The organism is Streptomyces sp. Pv4-95 (assembly GCF_045782725.1).
In the GTDB taxonomy this organism is placed as follows: domain Bacteria; phylum Actinomycetota; class Actinomycetes; order Streptomycetales; family Streptomycetaceae; genus Streptomyces.
Genome location: NZ_CP127172.1, coordinates 1,393,283 through 1,408,359, shown reverse-complemented (window position 1 = coordinate 1,408,359; position 15,077 = coordinate 1,393,283). Strand labels below are relative to the sequence as shown.

Genomic DNA, 15,077 nt, shown 5'->3' with positions numbered 1-15,077 from the left:
CTGCTCCAAGCCCGGCGCGTCGCCGCGCTGCTTCCTCAGGGCGCGGCGCCCGCACAGGTCACAGCGGCAGGACACAGACCGGGACGGGCGCGGCGAAGGGTTCGCCCGTGCGGGTCAGCCCTCCGCTCCCTGAATCCACCGAGAACACCGTCACCGTGCCCGACTTCTGGTTCGCCGCGAACAGCAGCCGCTCGTCGGGGGAGAACGCGAGATGCCGCGGGAAGTCACCGCCCACCGGCACGGTGTCCAGCAGCCGCAGTCGCGCCCCGCCGTCCTCCACGGCGTAACGGGTGAGGCTGTTGTGGCCGCGATTGGCGAGATACGCGAAGCCGCCGCCCCGGGTGACCAGCAGCTGTGCGGGGTAGCTGGTGCCCGCCCCGGTGCCTGTGGACTGCGGTGCGCCGGGTGTCAACCGGCCGCTGCCGGCGTCGTACCCGCAGACCACGACGGTGTTGTCGACCTCGTTGGCGAGGTAGGCGAAGCGGCCGGACGGATGGAAGGTCAGATGCCGTGGGCCGGCGCCGGGGCGCAGCGCCGCGCGCGACACCTCCGTGAGCTTTCCCGCGGTCTCGTCCAGCCGGTAGGTGTAGACGGTGTCGTTGCCGAGGTCCACGGCGAGTACGCGCCGGCCGTCCGGGGCTGTGATGATCTGGTGCGCGTGCGGCCCGTCCTGGCCGGGGCCGGGCGGCGGGCTGTCGTGGGTGACGAGGTCGGTCCGCTCGCCCAGGGCGCCGCTGTCCGGCGCGATGGGATGGACCGCCACACTGCCGGAGAGGTAGTTGGCACTGAGCAGCCAGCGACCGCCGGGGTGCACCGACAGATGGCAGGGCCCGGCCCCGCCGGTGGACCGGGTGCCCAGCACCACGGGCGCGCCGCCCGACGGCAGCGCGATGGCGGTCACGCCGCCCTGCTGCTGTTCATCGACCGCGTAGAGGGTGTGCCCGCCCGGCGCGAGCGTCAGATACGACGGATCCGCGACGCCCGCGACCACCCCGGTGGCGGTGATCCGGCCGCCGGCGTCGTAGGTGCCCAGGCCGATGCCGGTGCCGCCGCCCTCCGTGGAGGTGTAGGTCCCCAGGAACAGCGGCCGGTCGGCGCGCGGGTGCGGCTCGGGGCGGGGCCTGGCGTGGCCGGGGCCGGTGTCCTTGACGTTCAGTGCCGAGACCGCGGCCGTCGCGGCCAGCCCCGCGACCGCGCCGGCGAACCGCCGGCGGGCGAGGCCGCTTCCCGTCGTGGTGCCTGGCCGTGCTGAGCTCATGTCACACCTCGGCGTTCGGGGATCTGTGGGGGATCAGCGTGCCGTGCTGCGTGCTGTGCTGCGGGTGCCCCGGATACGGCAGTCAGCGTGACCCGTCGCCCCGCCTCCCGGCAAGGGCTGCAACCCGAATTGCGTAGCGTGCAACGCCACTTCGAGTAGGTCCACGTGCCGACGACCCGGGGGCCGCATGACGGCGGGAGGCGGGCAGGCGCGGCCGCCGGGGCGGAGTCAGGGTCGGGGCGGGCGGCGTTTGCGCAGGTCAACGGCGCTGTGCCGGACCGTTACCCCGACATGGTCGTACATCCCGGTGATGACCATCAACCCCACCCGTAGCACTCGAGTCGTACAGCACAACACATACGCGGACTGATTCGCCGCCCCGTGTCCGGCTCGTAGTTTCTTGATCAAGGCACGGAGATGATCGAGAGGCCACGGATATATGTACGGCAAGGCATTCGCCCCGGAATACCAGGGTGAGCTGGGCTCGGCGCTGGGCGTGAACTCCTCCTACGAGGAGGTGCTGGCGACCGCGAGACTGGCTCGCTCCCGCGCGAGCGGGCCCCTGGAGCGGGCGCGCGCCGCGCTCGCCGTCGCGGAGGCCAACCGGCGCCTCGGCCGGGTGACGGACGCCGGCGACGCCTGGCGGGAGAGCTACCGCAGTGCGCGCACCGCGGGCGACGCCGGTGCCATGGCCTGGGCCCTGTGGAGCGGCGGCACCCTCGCCCGCCAGTGCGGGACGCTGCCGCTCGCCCGCCGGCTGCTCACCCACGCCGTGACGCTGGGCGCGGGAAGCGGGGACCGCCTCGCCCACGGCTACTCCCTCGCCGGGCTCGCCGAGACCGGCCGCATCCAGGGTGACTACGCCGCGGTCGCCGAACTCCACGAGCAGCTGCTCGAACAGGGCCGGGCGCACGGCGAGGCCCGGCACATGGTCTGGGCGATGTCCGGCATCGCGCAGATGCACCGCAACACCGGCGAATACGCCAAGGCCCTGGAGCTGTTCGAGGAGTCCGTCCGAATAGCCACCGAGGCCGATGACACGCGGGGCCGCGCCTGGTCGCTGCGCGGTGTCGCCGACGTCCTCTCGGTCCAGGGCGAACCGGACCGTGCACTGGAGCTGCTGTCCGAGGCCGAAGTCATCTGCCGCGCCATGGACCTGGCCGGCGCGCTCGCCTACAACCACAAGATGCGCGGGAACGTCCTCTACCGTGCGGGGCGCTACGCCGCGGCCCGCGACACCTACTCCGTGGCGCTGGGCGAATTCCGCGAGATGCACGAGCCCCGGGGCACCGCCCTGTCCCGGCTGGGGCTGGCCAAGTCCCGTGCCCGCCTGGGCCGCGACCCGCAGGAGACCCTCGACGAACTCGCCGAGCTGGAGCGGGACTTCACCCGGATCGGACTGCGGCAGGCCCGCGACGCGGTCATCGCCTTCCGGGACGAGGAGAGCGCGACATCGGCGCCAGCAGGTCCCGCTCCGCACTGCGATGCCACCACGCACCGGTCTGCCGCCGTTCCCGCCAGGTCGTGAAGCGGTAGCGGAAGACCCGCGCCCGCACCCGCGCGGGCGGTACGTCCGGGAAGGGATTGACCCGCAGCAGCCGCAGCGTGTCGCGGTCGTTCTCCAGCAGGCGCTCCACGAACGGCACGAACCACGCCCGCGCAGAGGCCGGCGAGAGCGCCGCGAACCACATCAGCCAGTCCAGACGCAGGTGGTACGGCGCGAACTGGCGCGGCAGCCGCCGCACATCCCCCGGCTTGCCGTGGAACTCGTATGCCAGCCAGGTCGTTTCCGGCCCGTTCACCGCGTCCGCGGTGCCCTCGACGACGATCTCCCGGCGGACCCGGGTGATGCTGCCGAACGCTCCGTAGGAATTGACCAGGTGCAGCGAGTCGTAGGAGGTGTTCATGCGCTGCTGCCGGGCCAGGAGGTTGCGGACCGGCCGGTAGCTGAGCACGAGGACGAGCGCGGTCATGGCGATGACCAGGACCTCGAACCAGACCGGGGGAGCCGGCAGGGACGAGGGCGGGCCGGCCCAGGAGGGCACGGCCGAGAGGGCCAGCGCGATGGTGACCCAGTTCAGCCAGGCGAAGTTGCCGGACAGCACCAGCCACAGCTGGGTGACCGCCATCGCGATGGCGGCCCACCCGGCGATCGGCTGCGGGGTGAACAGCAGCACGGGCAGCAGGAGTTGCGCCACGTGGTTGGCGGCCACCTCCGCCCGGTGCAGCGGCTTGGGCAGATGGTGGAAGAACCAGCTCAGCGGGCCCGGCATCGGCTGGGTCTCGTGGTGGTAGTACAGGCAGGTCAGGTCCCGCCAGCAGCTGTCGCCGCGCATCTTGATCAGCCCGGCCCCGAACTCCACCCGGAACAGCAGCCAGCGCAGCAACCACATCACCAGCACCGGGGGAGCGGTCCGGTCGTTGCCGAGGAAGACCGCGAGCAGCCCGGCCTCCAGCAGCAGCGACTCCCAGCCGAAGCCGTACCAGGTCTGCCCCACGTTCACGATGGACAGATACATCACCCACAGCGCGGCCCACAGCACCATCGCCGCCCAGAGCGGAACCGCGTCCGCGGCGCCCGCCGCGACGGCCGCCGCCAGCAGCGCCCCGCACCACGACCAGGCCGCGAAGAACCGGTCGGAGTAGTGCAGCTGGAAGACCGACGGCGCGTCGCGGAACGGCACCCGCGCCACGAACGCGGGGATCGGCAGCATGCCGCGGGCCCCGATGAGCGCCCGGAAGTGCCGCGCCGCGGCGATGAAGGCGATCAGGTAGAGGACGGCCAGCATCCGCTGGTAGATGAGCCGGCCGAGCCAGTAGTCGGGATCCGAGAACCATTCCACCCGCCCATGGGTAGCACTCCGGCCGTGGGCCCGGCGGGGAGGCGCGCGGCCACACGGGGGTGTCGCCGGTCTCCGGACAGCGGCCCGTGGGGCGGCACCGAAAGCGGAGTCCGGCACGGCGCGCCGAAAGGGCCGGTGCGGACACCGACCCTTTCGGCACACTGGTGAGTGGATCGCTCGCCGGGAGCGCGGCCCCGCGCAAACGGAGACCGAGTGAATGCTCCCCACTCGCTCACCTCCAGCGTACGGACCTCGCCGCCACCGGCAACCGGAGCGCTGGGCGGGCCGCCGTGCCGGACCCCGGCCGCGTTGTTTCCTCCGTGCGCGCCGGGCGGTGTCACCGCCTTCCGGTGACATGCCGATTTCACCGCAAAAAGTCGAGCGAGCCGCGAGTGACATCGTTACGCTGGAGGACGACGGACGACCTTTTCGGGAAGACGCCAACACCATTGGCCCGTCGCGGGAACGCCACAAACCCTGGCCGAACTCCCGGTTTGTGAACGAGGCGCCACCGCGTCGGAACCAATACCTCGATGAAGGAGTGCGTGGTGGCATTGCACAAGGCTCACTACGAGCAGCCTCGCCCCCAGCAGGGCGACCGGCCGGGCCGTATCAAGGAAGTCCGCAATCTGGAGGTCTGGGACCGCTGCGTCCCCGTGCACCTCGCCGGCTGCGACGACGACCCCGCCGAGTCGAACATCTTCCGCGGCATCGACTGACCGCCGGGCGCCGGGCCGCCGCTTCCCCTCGAAGCGCCCCCGGCGCCGCCCGGAACCGATGGGAGCGGCTGCCCTGGGCAGTCGCTCCCGTCCGCAAGCGAGGGGCCCGGCCGGGTCAGGGCCGGCGACCCAGCAGGCAGAGCAGCCGGGTGAGGTCATCGGCGCCCGCCGGGGGCTCCACGGGCTCGGCGAACAGCCCGGACCCACCGAGTTCCGCGGCGTACGGTTCGACCTCGCGCAGCGCCGCCGTCGCCAGGTGCCCCGGCAGCCGCTCCTCCGCGCCCACGGCCCGGGAGAGGTCCCAGGCGTGGACCACCGCGTCGGCCATCATCTGCGTGCAGTAGGCAGCGGCTCCGCTGGTGCCGTAGGACAGGTGCACGGTGCGGTCCAGCGCGCCCGGTTCGCTGAACGCCGCCACGGCGGCCACCGCCGCGCGGTCCCAGACCGCGGCAGGGTCCTCGCCCAATCGGTCGCCGTCGAAGTCCGCGCCCACGTCCGCGACCGTGGCGCCGTCCCGCACCAGACGAGGCACCCACAGCTGCTCGACGGTGAGGTGATTGACCAGATCGCGCACCGACCACTGCGTGCACGGCGTCGGGGCGTCCCACTGGTCGTCGCGGACGGCGTGGACCCGGGTCCCGAAGAGTTCGATCGCCTCGCCGTGCGTCCGCAGGATCTCGTCCTTGTTCATGGTTCCCGAGGATAGGAGCGGCCACTGACAACGGCCCCCCGGCGTACCGCGATCGGGCGGGCGCCCGCCGCCCCGCGGCCCCTGTGCCTTCCGTCCCCCGGTGCGGGGGCGTTCCGCCGCCCCTCGATGACCCGTTCGGTCCAGCCCGGCCGGGGAATTTTCCCGGGCCGGGAGCAGCGCGGAGATCGGCGCGAGGAGCGGCGTGAACGGCGGTGCCTCCCGGCGGGGGGAAGTCCACCGGGAGGCGCGGCAGGCCGCGGGGTCAGTCGGCGTACAGCCGGCTCCGGGGCACGACCTGGAGGCTCTGGTCCGGCCCGGCCCACAGGAGTTTCATGTGTGCCTCGCCCGTGCCCTCCGTGTAGTCGATGCGGATGCTGTGCCGGTGACCTGCGGTGAGCGTGACGGTCCCCTGGTCGGCCTTCGGTCCGTGCGGTGTGCTGCTGTCGATGACCGGTTCGCCGTCGATCCACAGGCGCACGGTGTCGTCGGAGACGGTGGTGAAGGTGTAGGTCCCGCCCGTTCGCGGTTGGATGCTCCCCGTCCAACGGGTGCTGAAGTGGTCCGAGGGGATGCGCGGATCGGGGGACCCGTCGAAGCGGTAGGACTTGTTGACGGTGGGGTCGACGGTGGTCACCGCCGGCGGTCCGTTGAAGGAGTCATTGGCCCAGCTCCGGGCGGTCAGCCCCGTACCGGTGCCGGGCGGGGACGCCGCCGGGGGTTCGATGGTGAGCCGGATGACACTCGCGACGGGGCCGGTGGCGGCGCCCGAAGGGGTGAGGTCGAAGCCGTCGCCGGACGGTGTGACCCGCACCCCCTGCGAGCTGCCCAGGACCCTCGCGGAGGTGACCTTGAACGCCTCCTTCGCCGTGAGGTGCAGCGCGCTGCCGGCCGCGGGCCAGGACGTCACGGAGGCGTACAGGGTGTCGCCCCGGCGGGAGACCGCGCCCCAGGAGGGATCCGCGACGAGGCCGGTGTGCCCGGCCCCGTACACCGCGCCGCCCTGGCCGTGCGCGCCGAGCCACCGGCCGGCCTCGCGGAGCCGGTCCACGGACGGCTGCGGGATGCGGCCGCGCCGGTCGGGTCCGACGTTCAGCAGGTAGTTGCCGCCGCGGCTCGCGACGTCCAGGAGATTGCGGACGACGGTGGTGGACGACTTCCAGTGCGTGTCGTACTTCGCGAAGCCCCAGTGGTCGTTGAGGGTCATGCAGCTCTCCCACAGCTGTCCGGCCACCGGCTCGTCGGGGATCTCCTGCTCCGGGGTGCCGAAATCGCCGTCTACCACCTCGCGCTTGCCCACCCGGTTGTTGACGATCAGGCCGGGGTCCAGGTCGTGCAGATACGCCTGCAGGTCGGCGCCGTCGCGGCGTGACCAGGTGTTGGTGGGGTTGTCGGCGTCCCACTCCCCGTCGAACCACAGCAGTGCCGGGTCGTAGCCGTCCACCAGTTCCTTGAGCTGCGCGTACATCCGCTTCTTGTAGCGCGGGAAGGTCGCCGGGTCGGCGAAGTCGGGATCGTGCCAGTCCCAGATCGAGTAGTAGAAGCCCAGCTTGATACCGGCGGCGTCCGCGGCCTTCTTCAGCTCGGCGAGGAGGTCGCGGCGGGGGTCGAAGGACGAGTGGTCCCGCAGGTTCCAGGAGTTCTGCTTCGTTGGCCACATCGCGTACCCGTCATGGTGCTTGGACGTGATGACGATGTAGCGCTGGCCCGCGTCCTTGGCGGCCTTGACGACCGCCTCGGCGTCGAAGTCAGCGGGGTTGAAGGTCGCGGCCTGTTTCTCGTACTCCGCGGTGGGGATCGCGCACTCGCGCTTGATCCACTCGGCGTTGCGGCAGACGGTCCCGTCGGGCCGGGTGTACTCACCCTCCAGGTTCGAGTAGGCGCCGAAGTGGATGAACATCCCGAAGCGGTCCTGCCGCCACCAGGAGGTGCGCTCCGAGGTGAAGGGGTCGTCGATCGCGTGGTTGGTGCCGGGGCCCGCGGTGTCGCGTGGCGGGGGCTTCGCGGACGCCGCGGGGCTGCCGCCGGTCAGCAGCAGTGCTCCCAGCAGCCCCAGAACTCCCAGCGCCCTGGCCGGTCGTGTGCTTCTGCGCATGGCTCGCTCCTCCGGTCGGTTCGTGCCGACGGTCCTTCCGTGCCACCCCGCATGGTGGCGCGCGCCGTGCCGGACCGGAAGACGTCGGACACGATAAACATCGGAGGACAGTGGTCAACGAGTCGATGAAATAGCGGAGTTGCGGCTGCTGACCTCAATAGACGTCCGATCAAAGAGAGTTGGCGTGAGGAGAGGTGGACGGCGTGATCAGGCGCACCGGACGGTGCGCGGTACGCGCCGACTGCGCATCAGCGCTCTGGCGAACCCGGGAAGAGGGCTGTTCAATGGGCGCGGGCCGCACTCACTGGAGGCACCATGAACGCCGTCGCCCCATCCGCCGCCAACGGCACCGGATCCGCCGAGCCATCCGCCGTCGCACACAGCGGCGGCCCCGCCGAGGTGCCACGCCCCGCACCCGCCCTCCGCGCCGCGGGACACGAACGGAGCTATCCCGACTTCCTCGACCGGGCAGCGCGCATAGCAACCGGCTTATCCGAGACGGGAGTCGAGCCCGGCGACCGGATCGCCATCGTCATGCGCAACGAACCCGCCCACTTGGAGATCACCGCCGCGGCCGCTCAGCTCGGCGCCTCCGCGGTGCCGGTCAACTGGCACTTCAAACACGACGAGCTGCGGCATGTGCTGACCGACAGCGGCAGCAAGGTCGTCTTCGCGCACACGGACCTGCTGGACGCGGTGCGCGCCGCACTCCCCGACGGCGTACGGATCATCGAGGTGCCCGTGCCCGCCGGCGTCGCGGCCGCCTGCGGCTTCGCCGCGCCGCCCGCAACCGGTGACCATCCCCTCCTGGACAGCTGGCTGGCCGGCTACGCCCCGCTGGCGCGGCCGGCCGAGGAACGCCCGCCCACCGTCATCTACAGCTCCGGAACGACCGGGCGCCCCAAGGGGGTTCTGCGCGAACCGGTGCCCCAGGACCTGCTGGAGGAAGGGGTGCGGTCGTTCCTGGAGTACTTCGCGGTCGCGCCCGGCGGCCGGACCCTGATCCCCGCCCCGCTCTACCACGCGTCGCCCAGTCAGCACGCCGTCCTCGCCCTCGCCGCGGGCCTGGACATCACCTTGATGCCGCACTTCGACGCCGAGGAGTTCCTGCGGCTGATCGAGTGCCACCGCATCGAGCAGGTGCAGGTGGTGCCCACGATGTTCGTCCGGCTGCTGCGGCTGCCCAAGGACGTGCGCGAGCGGTACGACCTGTCGTCGCTCACCTCGGTCGTGCACGCCGCGGCGCCCTGCCCGCCGCACGTCAAGCACGCCATGATCGACTGGCTGGGACCGGTGCTGCGCGAGTACTACGGGGGCAGCGAGACCGGCGCGGTGACATGGTGCGACAGCGCGGAGTGGCTCGCCCACCCCGGCACGGTCGGCCGGGCGGACGGTACCTGCGCTGTCGCGGTCCTCGGGCCCGGCGGGGAGGTGCTGCCGACCGGCGCCACCGGCGAGATCTACCTCAAACCCTCCGACAACTGGCCGCAGTTCACCTACCTCGGCGACGCCGCCAAGCGCGCCGCGATGGAGGCGCCCGGCCTGCCGGGCCACGTCACGATCGGCGACATCGGCCATCTCGACGCGGACGGTTATCTCTACCTCAGCGACCGCCGCAACGACATGGTCATCTCCGGCGGCGTCAACATCTACCCGGCGGAGGTGGAGGGCTGCCTGCTCTCCCTCGAAGGGGTGCGGGACGCGGCGGTGTTCGGCATACCCGACGAGGAGTTCGGCGAGGTGCTGGCGGCGCACGTGCAGACGGAGCCCGGTGTGCTGCTGCGTGCCGAGGCGGTGCGCTCCCACGTCGCGGAGCGGCTGGCCGGGTACAAGGTGCCCAGGGCCGTGGTCTTCGAGGAACTCCTGCCGCGCGACGAGTCGGGCAAGCTCTTCAAGCGGCGGCTGCGGGACCCCTATTGGGCCGGGCGGGACGGCACGATCTGAGCACGGGGCCGGATGCGGACGTCGCCGTGTCCGGCCCCTGCGCACTACTTGACATGCTTATAACAAGTCTCGAATTATGTGGCGCCGGGGACCGAGGCACAGGAGGCGCCCATGGCGGCCCAGCGGCGTACGACGACCCGGGACATGCGGCGCGGGAACCGGTCCGTGCTGCTGTGGACCCTGTACTTCGACGGGCCGCTCAGCCGTCAGGACATCAGTGCCCGTACGGGCCTGAGCGTCACCACCGTCTCCACGGTCGTCGGTGAACTCCTCGGTGAGGGCGTCGTGGTGGAGGCCGGCGCGGTCGACTCCGACGGCGGGCGGCCGCGGATCCTGCTGCGCGTCGACCCCGGCCGGCGCTTTGCCGTCGGCGTGGACGTGGGGGAGACCCGGGTGCGGGTCGCGCTGTACGACCTGGCCATGAACGAGCGGGCGAGGGCAGACCACCCGCTGGAGAGCGGCTGCCACGACGTCGGGCCGGTGGTCGAGCGGATCCTCGCGGGTCTGTGGGAGGTCGTCGCGGCCGCCGCGGTCGACCGCGCCGACATCCTCGGTGTCGGCGTCGCCGTCTCCGGGATCGTCGAGCAGGCGGGCGCGAGCGAGGGCGGCGCGCTCGTGCACGGCCAGACCTTCGACTGGGACGCGGTGCCGCTCGGCCGTCTGCTGCGCGCCGGCACCGCGGCGTACCCGGGCACCGACCTGCCGCTGTACATCGAGAACGGTGCCAGGACCCTGGGTCAGGCGGAGATGTGGTTCGGCGCCGTGCGCGGGGCCGATCACGCCGTGATCGCGCTGATCGGGTCCGGCGTCGGTGCCGCCGTCGTCGCCAACGGCAGCTTCTACCACGGCGCCACCAGCAGCGCGGGGGAGTGGGGGCACACCGTCGTGCAGGTCGGCGGCAGGCGCTGCCGGTGCGGGGCGCGGGGGTGCCTGGAGGCGTACGTGGGCGCCGAGGCGATCCTGGACCGCTACCACCAGGCACGCCGGGGCCGGCCGGCGCCCGGCGCCGATGAGGAGTCCGCCCTGGCCGCGCTGATCGCCGGTGCCGGCAGCAGCCCCGCGGCCCGCCGGGTCCTGGACGAGACCTGCGTCTATCTCGGTGCGGGCATCGCCAACCTGGTGAACCTCTTCAACCCCCGTCGGATCGTCCTCGGCGGCTGGGCCGGGTCGATGCTCGGCGATCACCTCCTGCCGCAGATCCGCGAGGCGGTGGCCGGGCCGGCCCTGCGCCACCCGTACGAGCGCTGCACCGTCGAACTGTGCCGACTCGGCCCGGACGCGGTGGCTCTCGGGGCGGCGACGCTGCCCGTCGAGCGCTTCCTGTCGAGCGGTGGCACCGCCTGAGGCGCGTACGAGGCCGCCGTTCGGATCGCTGAACTCCCCTTCCCAGGCGCCTGGTTGGCTGCCACGATGGCCCACGATGCGCATCACATGAACGAACGTTGTTCACGTACCTGACCCTGCATGCCTGAACTTCCGTATCGGAGAGGTGTGTTCATGGAACGTCGGCAATTCCTCACCACGGGCGCCACGCTGGCGGCCGGCGCCGCACTGCCCGCCCTCACGGCCGGTGCCGCCCGCGCCGCCGCGGGCGCCCGTCCCGCCGACCGGCTGCCGCCCCGGGCCGAGATCGTCGCCGTACTGCGCCGGGTCGCCGACCACTGGATCGGCGCGCACGCCGACCCCGGGGACAACCAGTGGGCCCGTGCCACCTTCTTCAGCGGGCTGATGGCCCTGCACCGCCTCACCCGCGAGCCGCGCTATCTCGCCCACGCCCGCGGCTGGGCCGAGAAGCACGCCTACGGGCTGCACAACGGCGTCACCACCCGGCACGCCGACGACCACTGCGCGGGGCAGACCTACCTCGATCTGCACGCGCTGGACGCCACGCCGGACCCGGCGAAGATCGCCGCCATCGAGGACTCCCTGCAGCGCATGGTCCGGACCTCCGCCGAGAAGCACGACGACTGGTGGTGGGACGACGCGCTGCACATGGCGATGCCGCCGTTCGCCCGGCTCGGCGCATTGCGTCAGGACCCCGCGTACTGGGACGCGATGCACGCCCTCTACACCCACACCAAGAGCGCGGAGGGCGGGCCGGGCCTGTACGACCCCGCCGTCGGGCTCTGGTATCGCGACAAGCGGTTCCTGCCCGGCGGTATCGCCTCGCCGAACGGCCGGCCGGTGCTCTGGTCGCGGGGAAACGGCTGGGTCGCCGGTGCCCACACCAAGGTGCTCGGCGTCCTGCCGGCCTCACATCCGCACGTCCCGGAATACCGCGCCGCACTCGTCGGTGAACTCACCGCGCTGCGCGCCGTCCAGCGCGCCGACGGGTTCTGGAACGTGAACCTCGCCGATCCGGAGCACCTGCCGGGCCCGGAGACCAGCGGCACCGCCTTCTTCACGTACGGCACGGCGTACGCGCTGCGCGCCGGGCTGGTCCCGCGGGAGACGTTCCGGCCGGTCGCCGCCCGTGCCTGGAACGGGATGGTCGCCACCGCGGTGCACCCCGACGGCTTCCTCGGATACGTGCAGAACGTGGGTGACCGCCCGGAGTCCAGCCAGCCGGTCGGGTACGGCACCACGGCGGACTTCGGTGTCGGCGGCTTCCTGATGGCGGGTGCGGAGCTGGCGAAAGTGGCCGGCTCCTGACTCCGTGTCCGGTGCGGGCCCGGCACAGCCCTCGTGGGGGCGCCGGGCCCGTGCGCCCCGGGGGTCGCGGGTCCCCGCCGTGCCGCGGCACAAAGCCGGGGTGCCGCGCGCTTGACAAAATGTCTTGCCGGGTCGGCAATGGAACAGATGGCAGACGACGATCTCGCACACGTACTGACCGCTGTGGGCCCGCGACTGAGGGCGCTGCGCCGCGAGCGCGGCACGACCCTGGCCCAATTGAGCGAGACCACCGGGATCTCGCTCAGTACCCTCTCCCGCCTGGAATCCGGTCTGCGCAAACCCACCCTGGAACTGCTGCTGCCGCTGGCGAAGGCGTACGCCGTGCAGCTGGACGAACTGGTGGACGCGCCGGCCACCGGCGACCCGCGTCTGCATCCCCGCCCCTTCACCCGCGACGGCGTGACGTTCATCCCGCTGACCCGGCACCTCGGCGGGCTGCACGCCTACAAGATGGTGGTGCCCGGCGCGCAACCGGGGGCGGCGGATCCGGAGCAGCGGGCGCACGAGGGCTATGAGTGGCTCTACGTGCTGGCCGGCCGTCTGAGGCTGCTGCTGGGTGAGCACGATGTCGTGCTCACCGCAGGGGAGGTCGCCGAGTTCGACACCCGCACTCCGCACGGGTGGGCGAGTGCCGGCCCGGAGCCGGTCGAGTTCCTCAGCCTCTTCGGGGCGCAGGGGGAGCGCCTTCACGTGCGGGCCAGGCCCGCACGCAAGTGACCCCGGCGGCCCGCGCGGTGGGCAGCACGCCGCCGGGCCCGTGACGCGTCCGGTCACATCCTGGTCCCGCCGACGCCCGCCGGCCGGCCGTCAGCTCTGCCACATCCGGGTGAGCACGGCGTTCACCGCGTCCGGGCGGTCCTGGTGCGGGGTGTGGTCGGCGCCCTGCACCCGTACGTGGCGTGCGCCGATCGCGTCGGCGAGGTACTCACCGCAGGCGGCCAGCGCCGCTCCGGTGAAGTCGCGGTAGTCGGGGTGGGCTTCCTCCCACGACCCGTTGATGACGACCTTGGGCATCCCGGCCTTGGCCAGCGGACCGAGCGGGATCTGCGCGTCCCAGGCCGGGCGTTCGCGCATCGCGGACCGCGCCGCGCGCAGCAGCCGCGGTGTAGGCCGCGGCACCGGCAGGCCGTAGGGCTCGGTGGCCCGCCGCAGGAAGTCCGCCGGGCTCGACTCCGCTTCGTCGCCCCCGAAGGCGGCGCGGATCCGCTCCAGCGCCGCCGCCACGACGGGGTGGCCGGCCGCGGTGCGCAGTGGTGACGGCTCGATGAGGGTGAGCGAGTGGACGGCCTGGGGGCGGGCGGACGCGGCCAGCATCGCGGCCACCGCGCCGTAGGAGTGACCGACCAGATGCGCGCCGTTTCCCAGCAGTTGGCGGACGTCCTCGGCGTCGACGGCGTAGTCGCTGCGGTCGATGTCCGGGCTGTCGCCGAAACCGCGCCGGTCGACCAGCTCCAGGCGGAACATTTCGGCCAGCGGACGCTGCCCGGCGAAGCACTCCGTGCCCCAGCTCATCGTGCCGTGCACCAGCACCGCCCGCGGCGCGCCGGGCGTCGCCTCGTCCCACACCGTCACATGAAGTGGTTCACGGTTCATACGCCCCCACCCTAGGCCGTGGGAGACCCCCGCGGAGCACCCGCCGCGTCCCGTGGAAGGTCACAATCCGGCCAGCTCCGCCAGCACCCGCGCCTCGGCCAACTCCGTTGCCCCGCCCTCGACATCGTCGTGGTCGGCGCTCCACAGCGCGCTCTCCACGGCACGCGCCACCGACCAGGCGAGCAGCCGCGCGGGGTCCTCGCCCAGGACCTCGCCGACGAGCGTGCAGCGCTCTTGCAGCACCGGTCGCGGGTCGGGGTGCGTGAAGGGGTCGTCGACCTGCGTCAGCAGGGGCCACGGGTCGTACGCCGGGTCACCCACCATCGGCTTGGGGTCGATGGCGAGCCAGGGCTGCCGCCGCGCCGCCAGCACGTTGCCCGGGTTGAAGTCGCCGTGCACCACGACCTCCCGGGCGGCCGTCACGGGCAGCTTGCGCAGCAGGTCGGCGCCGAGCGCCACCAGCCCCGGGTCGTAGCCCGGCCGCAGCCGGAACATCCGCTCCTGGAGCACGTCCGCCCACTCCGCGCACACCGCGTCGACCCGCTCCAGCATGCCGTCGGGCGGCATGGGCGCGGTCCACAGGTCGCGCAGCAGACCGGCGGCGAGGGCGAGCCGCTCGGCGGGCGGCAGCGCGGCGTCGGTGAGCGGGGTGCCGGGGGTGCAGCGCTCGATCAGCAGCGCGCCCCGCTCGCGGTCCCAACGGTGCAGCCGGACGGCTCCGTTGCCGTCCCAGGCGTGCAGCCCGGGTGCCTCGCCCTCGGCTTCGCGGTGCGGCCAGGTCACCTTGAGCACCGCGGGCTCGCCGCCGGGTTGTACCGCGGGCGCCACCCAGGAGCAGCTGCCGCCGTGGAACGGGGTGCCCAGCCGCAGCTCCCACCGCTCCTCGATCTCGCGGACGATGCCCGGCAGCCGGTCGAGCCAGGCCCGCCCGGAGGGCGTTCGCCCCATCTGCGTGATCACGGGCAGGTCGGCGGGGAAGCGGTCGTCGTGCGGGGTGCGCGCCATCCGGGCAGCTTAGGCGGTGCCGGGACGGCCATGGGCGGCGTCAGCTCGTCCGGCCGCCGGGGGCGCACGGGCCGCGGTCGCGGGTGTCGGTGCCGCCGCGGCCGGGCGCGCCCGAGAGGGCGCGCCAGGCGATCGCCGCGGCCGTCCTCAGCCGGGGCGCGGCGGCCGACGGGCCGACCGCCGGGGTGGTGAGCCGGACCACTCACCGCACGCCGCGCGGCACTCCCGCGAACCGTGGCGGGCGGATGTGAAACCCTGG

General features: G+C 72.8%; 12 protein-coding genes. 6 read left to right on the top strand and 6 right to left on the bottom strand.

Going from position 1 to position 15,077, the window contains the following annotated elements; genetic code table 11:
* Nucleotides 1-58 precede the first annotated feature (58 nt).
* On the bottom strand, nucleotides 59-1,258 hold the full coding sequence (locus tag QOM21_RS06445; protein ID WP_407548772.1) for a lactonase family protein: 1,200 nt from the start codon (nucleotides 1,256-1,258) through the stop codon (nucleotides 59-61).
* Nucleotides 1,259-1,697: 439 nt separating this feature from the next.
* Here QOM21_RS06445 and QOM21_RS06440 point away from each other — a divergent pair, with 439 nt between their 5' ends.
* Nucleotides 1,698-2,786: a tetratricopeptide repeat protein gene (locus QOM21_RS06440; protein ID WP_407548771.1), complete on the top strand. Its 1,089-nt coding sequence runs from the start codon at nucleotides 1,698-1,700 to the stop codon at nucleotides 2,784-2,786.
* Here QOM21_RS06440 and QOM21_RS06435 read toward each other — a convergent pair.
* A complete protein-coding gene (locus QOM21_RS06435) occupies nucleotides 2,680-4,101 on the bottom strand; it encodes a lipase maturation factor family protein (RefSeq protein WP_407548770.1) in 1,422 nt (473 codons plus the stop codon). The genes QOM21_RS06440 and QOM21_RS06435 overlap by 107 nt on opposite strands.
* A 548-nt stretch (nucleotides 4,102-4,649) precedes the next feature.
* On the opposite strand from QOM21_RS06435, the gene QOM21_RS06430 reads away from it, so the two are divergent.
* Nucleotides 4,650-4,820 carry a hypothetical protein gene (locus tag QOM21_RS06430; protein WP_407548769.1) on the top strand — a complete coding sequence of 57 codons (171 nt, stop codon included), beginning with the start codon at nucleotides 4,650-4,652 and terminating at the stop codon, nucleotides 4,818-4,820.
* Between the two features lie 115 nt (nucleotides 4,821-4,935).
* On the opposite strand, the gene QOM21_RS06425 is transcribed toward QOM21_RS06430, so the two are convergent.
* Together QOM21_RS06425 and QOM21_RS06420 are read right to left on the bottom strand one after the other, a co-directional pair.
* Nucleotides 4,936-5,511: a TIGR03086 family metal-binding protein gene (locus QOM21_RS06425; RefSeq protein WP_407548768.1), complete on the bottom strand. Its 576-nt coding sequence runs from the start codon at nucleotides 5,509-5,511 to the stop codon at nucleotides 4,936-4,938.
* Between the two features lie 262 nt (nucleotides 5,512-5,773).
* Entirely contained in the window at nucleotides 5,774-7,603 is a 1,830-nt protein-coding gene (locus QOM21_RS06420; RefSeq protein WP_407548767.1) for an alpha-L-fucosidase, read from the bottom strand.
* A 315-nt stretch (nucleotides 7,604-7,918) separates the two neighbouring features.
* Between QOM21_RS06420 and QOM21_RS06415 the strand changes: the two genes are divergently transcribed.
* From QOM21_RS06415 to QOM21_RS06400, 4 genes are all read left to right on the top strand, one after another.
* The gene (locus QOM21_RS06415) at nucleotides 7,919-9,547 is read left to right on the top strand and encodes an AMP-binding protein (RefSeq protein WP_407548766.1); all 1,629 of its coding nucleotides are present in this window, start codon (nucleotides 7,919-7,921) and stop codon (nucleotides 9,545-9,547) included.
* A 111-nt stretch (nucleotides 9,548-9,658) separates the two neighbouring features.
* Nucleotides 9,659-10,891 (top strand): ROK family protein, encoded by a 1,233-nt coding sequence (locus QOM21_RS06410; protein ID WP_407548765.1) that lies wholly within the window; start codon nucleotides 9,659-9,661, stop codon nucleotides 10,889-10,891.
* A gap of 153 nt (nucleotides 10,892-11,044) precedes the next feature.
* Nucleotides 11,045-12,199 carry a glycoside hydrolase family 88 protein gene (locus QOM21_RS06405; protein ID WP_407548764.1) on the top strand — a complete coding sequence of 385 codons (1,155 nt, stop codon included), beginning with the start codon at nucleotides 11,045-11,047 and terminating at the stop codon, nucleotides 12,197-12,199.
* 147 nt (nucleotides 12,200-12,346) lie between these two features.
* Complete coding sequence (locus QOM21_RS06400; RefSeq protein WP_407548763.1) at nucleotides 12,347-12,937, top strand: helix-turn-helix domain-containing protein; 591 nt, start codon at nucleotides 12,347-12,349, stop codon at nucleotides 12,935-12,937.
* A 90-nt stretch (nucleotides 12,938-13,027) separates the two neighbouring features.
* Here QOM21_RS06400 and QOM21_RS06395 read toward each other — a convergent pair whose 3' ends face one another.
* A complete protein-coding gene (locus tag QOM21_RS06395; protein ID WP_407548762.1) occupies nucleotides 13,028-13,813 on the bottom strand; it encodes an alpha/beta fold hydrolase in 786 nt (261 codons plus the stop codon).
* Between the two features lie 60 nt (nucleotides 13,814-13,873).
* Complete coding sequence (locus tag QOM21_RS06390; RefSeq protein WP_407548761.1) at nucleotides 13,874-14,818, bottom strand: aminoglycoside phosphotransferase family protein; 945 nt, start codon at nucleotides 14,816-14,818, stop codon at nucleotides 13,874-13,876.
* Between the last annotated feature and the right edge of the window lie 259 nt (nucleotides 14,819-15,077).

What these genes read in the sequence shown, in the direction of transcription:
- QOM21_RS06445 (WP_407548772.1), bottom strand. Translation starts at nt 1,258, where the DNA reads ATGAGCTCAGCACGGCCAGGCACCACGACGGGAAGCGGCCTCGCCCGC.
- QOM21_RS06440 (WP_407548771.1), top strand. Translation starts at nt 1,698, where the DNA reads ATGTACGGCAAGGCATTCGCCCCGGAATACCAGGGTGAGCTGGGCTCG.
- QOM21_RS06425 (WP_407548768.1), bottom strand. Translation starts at nt 5,511, where the DNA reads ATGAACAAGGACGAGATCCTGCGGACGCACGGCGAGGCGATCGAACTC.
- QOM21_RS06420 (WP_407548767.1), bottom strand. Translation starts at nt 7,603, where the DNA reads ATGCGCAGAAGCACACGACCGGCCAGGGCGCTGGGAGTTCTGGGGCTG.
- QOM21_RS06415 (WP_407548766.1), top strand. Translation starts at nt 7,919, where the DNA reads ATGAACGCCGTCGCCCCATCCGCCGCCAACGGCACCGGATCCGCCGAG.
- QOM21_RS06410 (WP_407548765.1), top strand. Translation starts at nt 9,659, where the DNA reads ATGGCGGCCCAGCGGCGTACGACGACCCGGGACATGCGGCGCGGGAAC.
- QOM21_RS06405 (WP_407548764.1), top strand. Translation starts at nt 11,045, where the DNA reads ATGGAACGTCGGCAATTCCTCACCACGGGCGCCACGCTGGCGGCCGGC.
- QOM21_RS06400 (WP_407548763.1), top strand. Translation starts at nt 12,347, where the DNA reads ATGGCAGACGACGATCTCGCACACGTACTGACCGCTGTGGGCCCGCGA.
- QOM21_RS06395 (WP_407548762.1), bottom strand. Translation starts at nt 13,813, where the DNA reads ATGAACCGTGAACCACTTCATGTGACGGTGTGGGACGAGGCGACGCCC.
- QOM21_RS06390 (WP_407548761.1), bottom strand. Translation starts at nt 14,818, where the DNA reads ATGGCGCGCACCCCGCACGACGACCGCTTCCCCGCCGACCTGCCCGTG.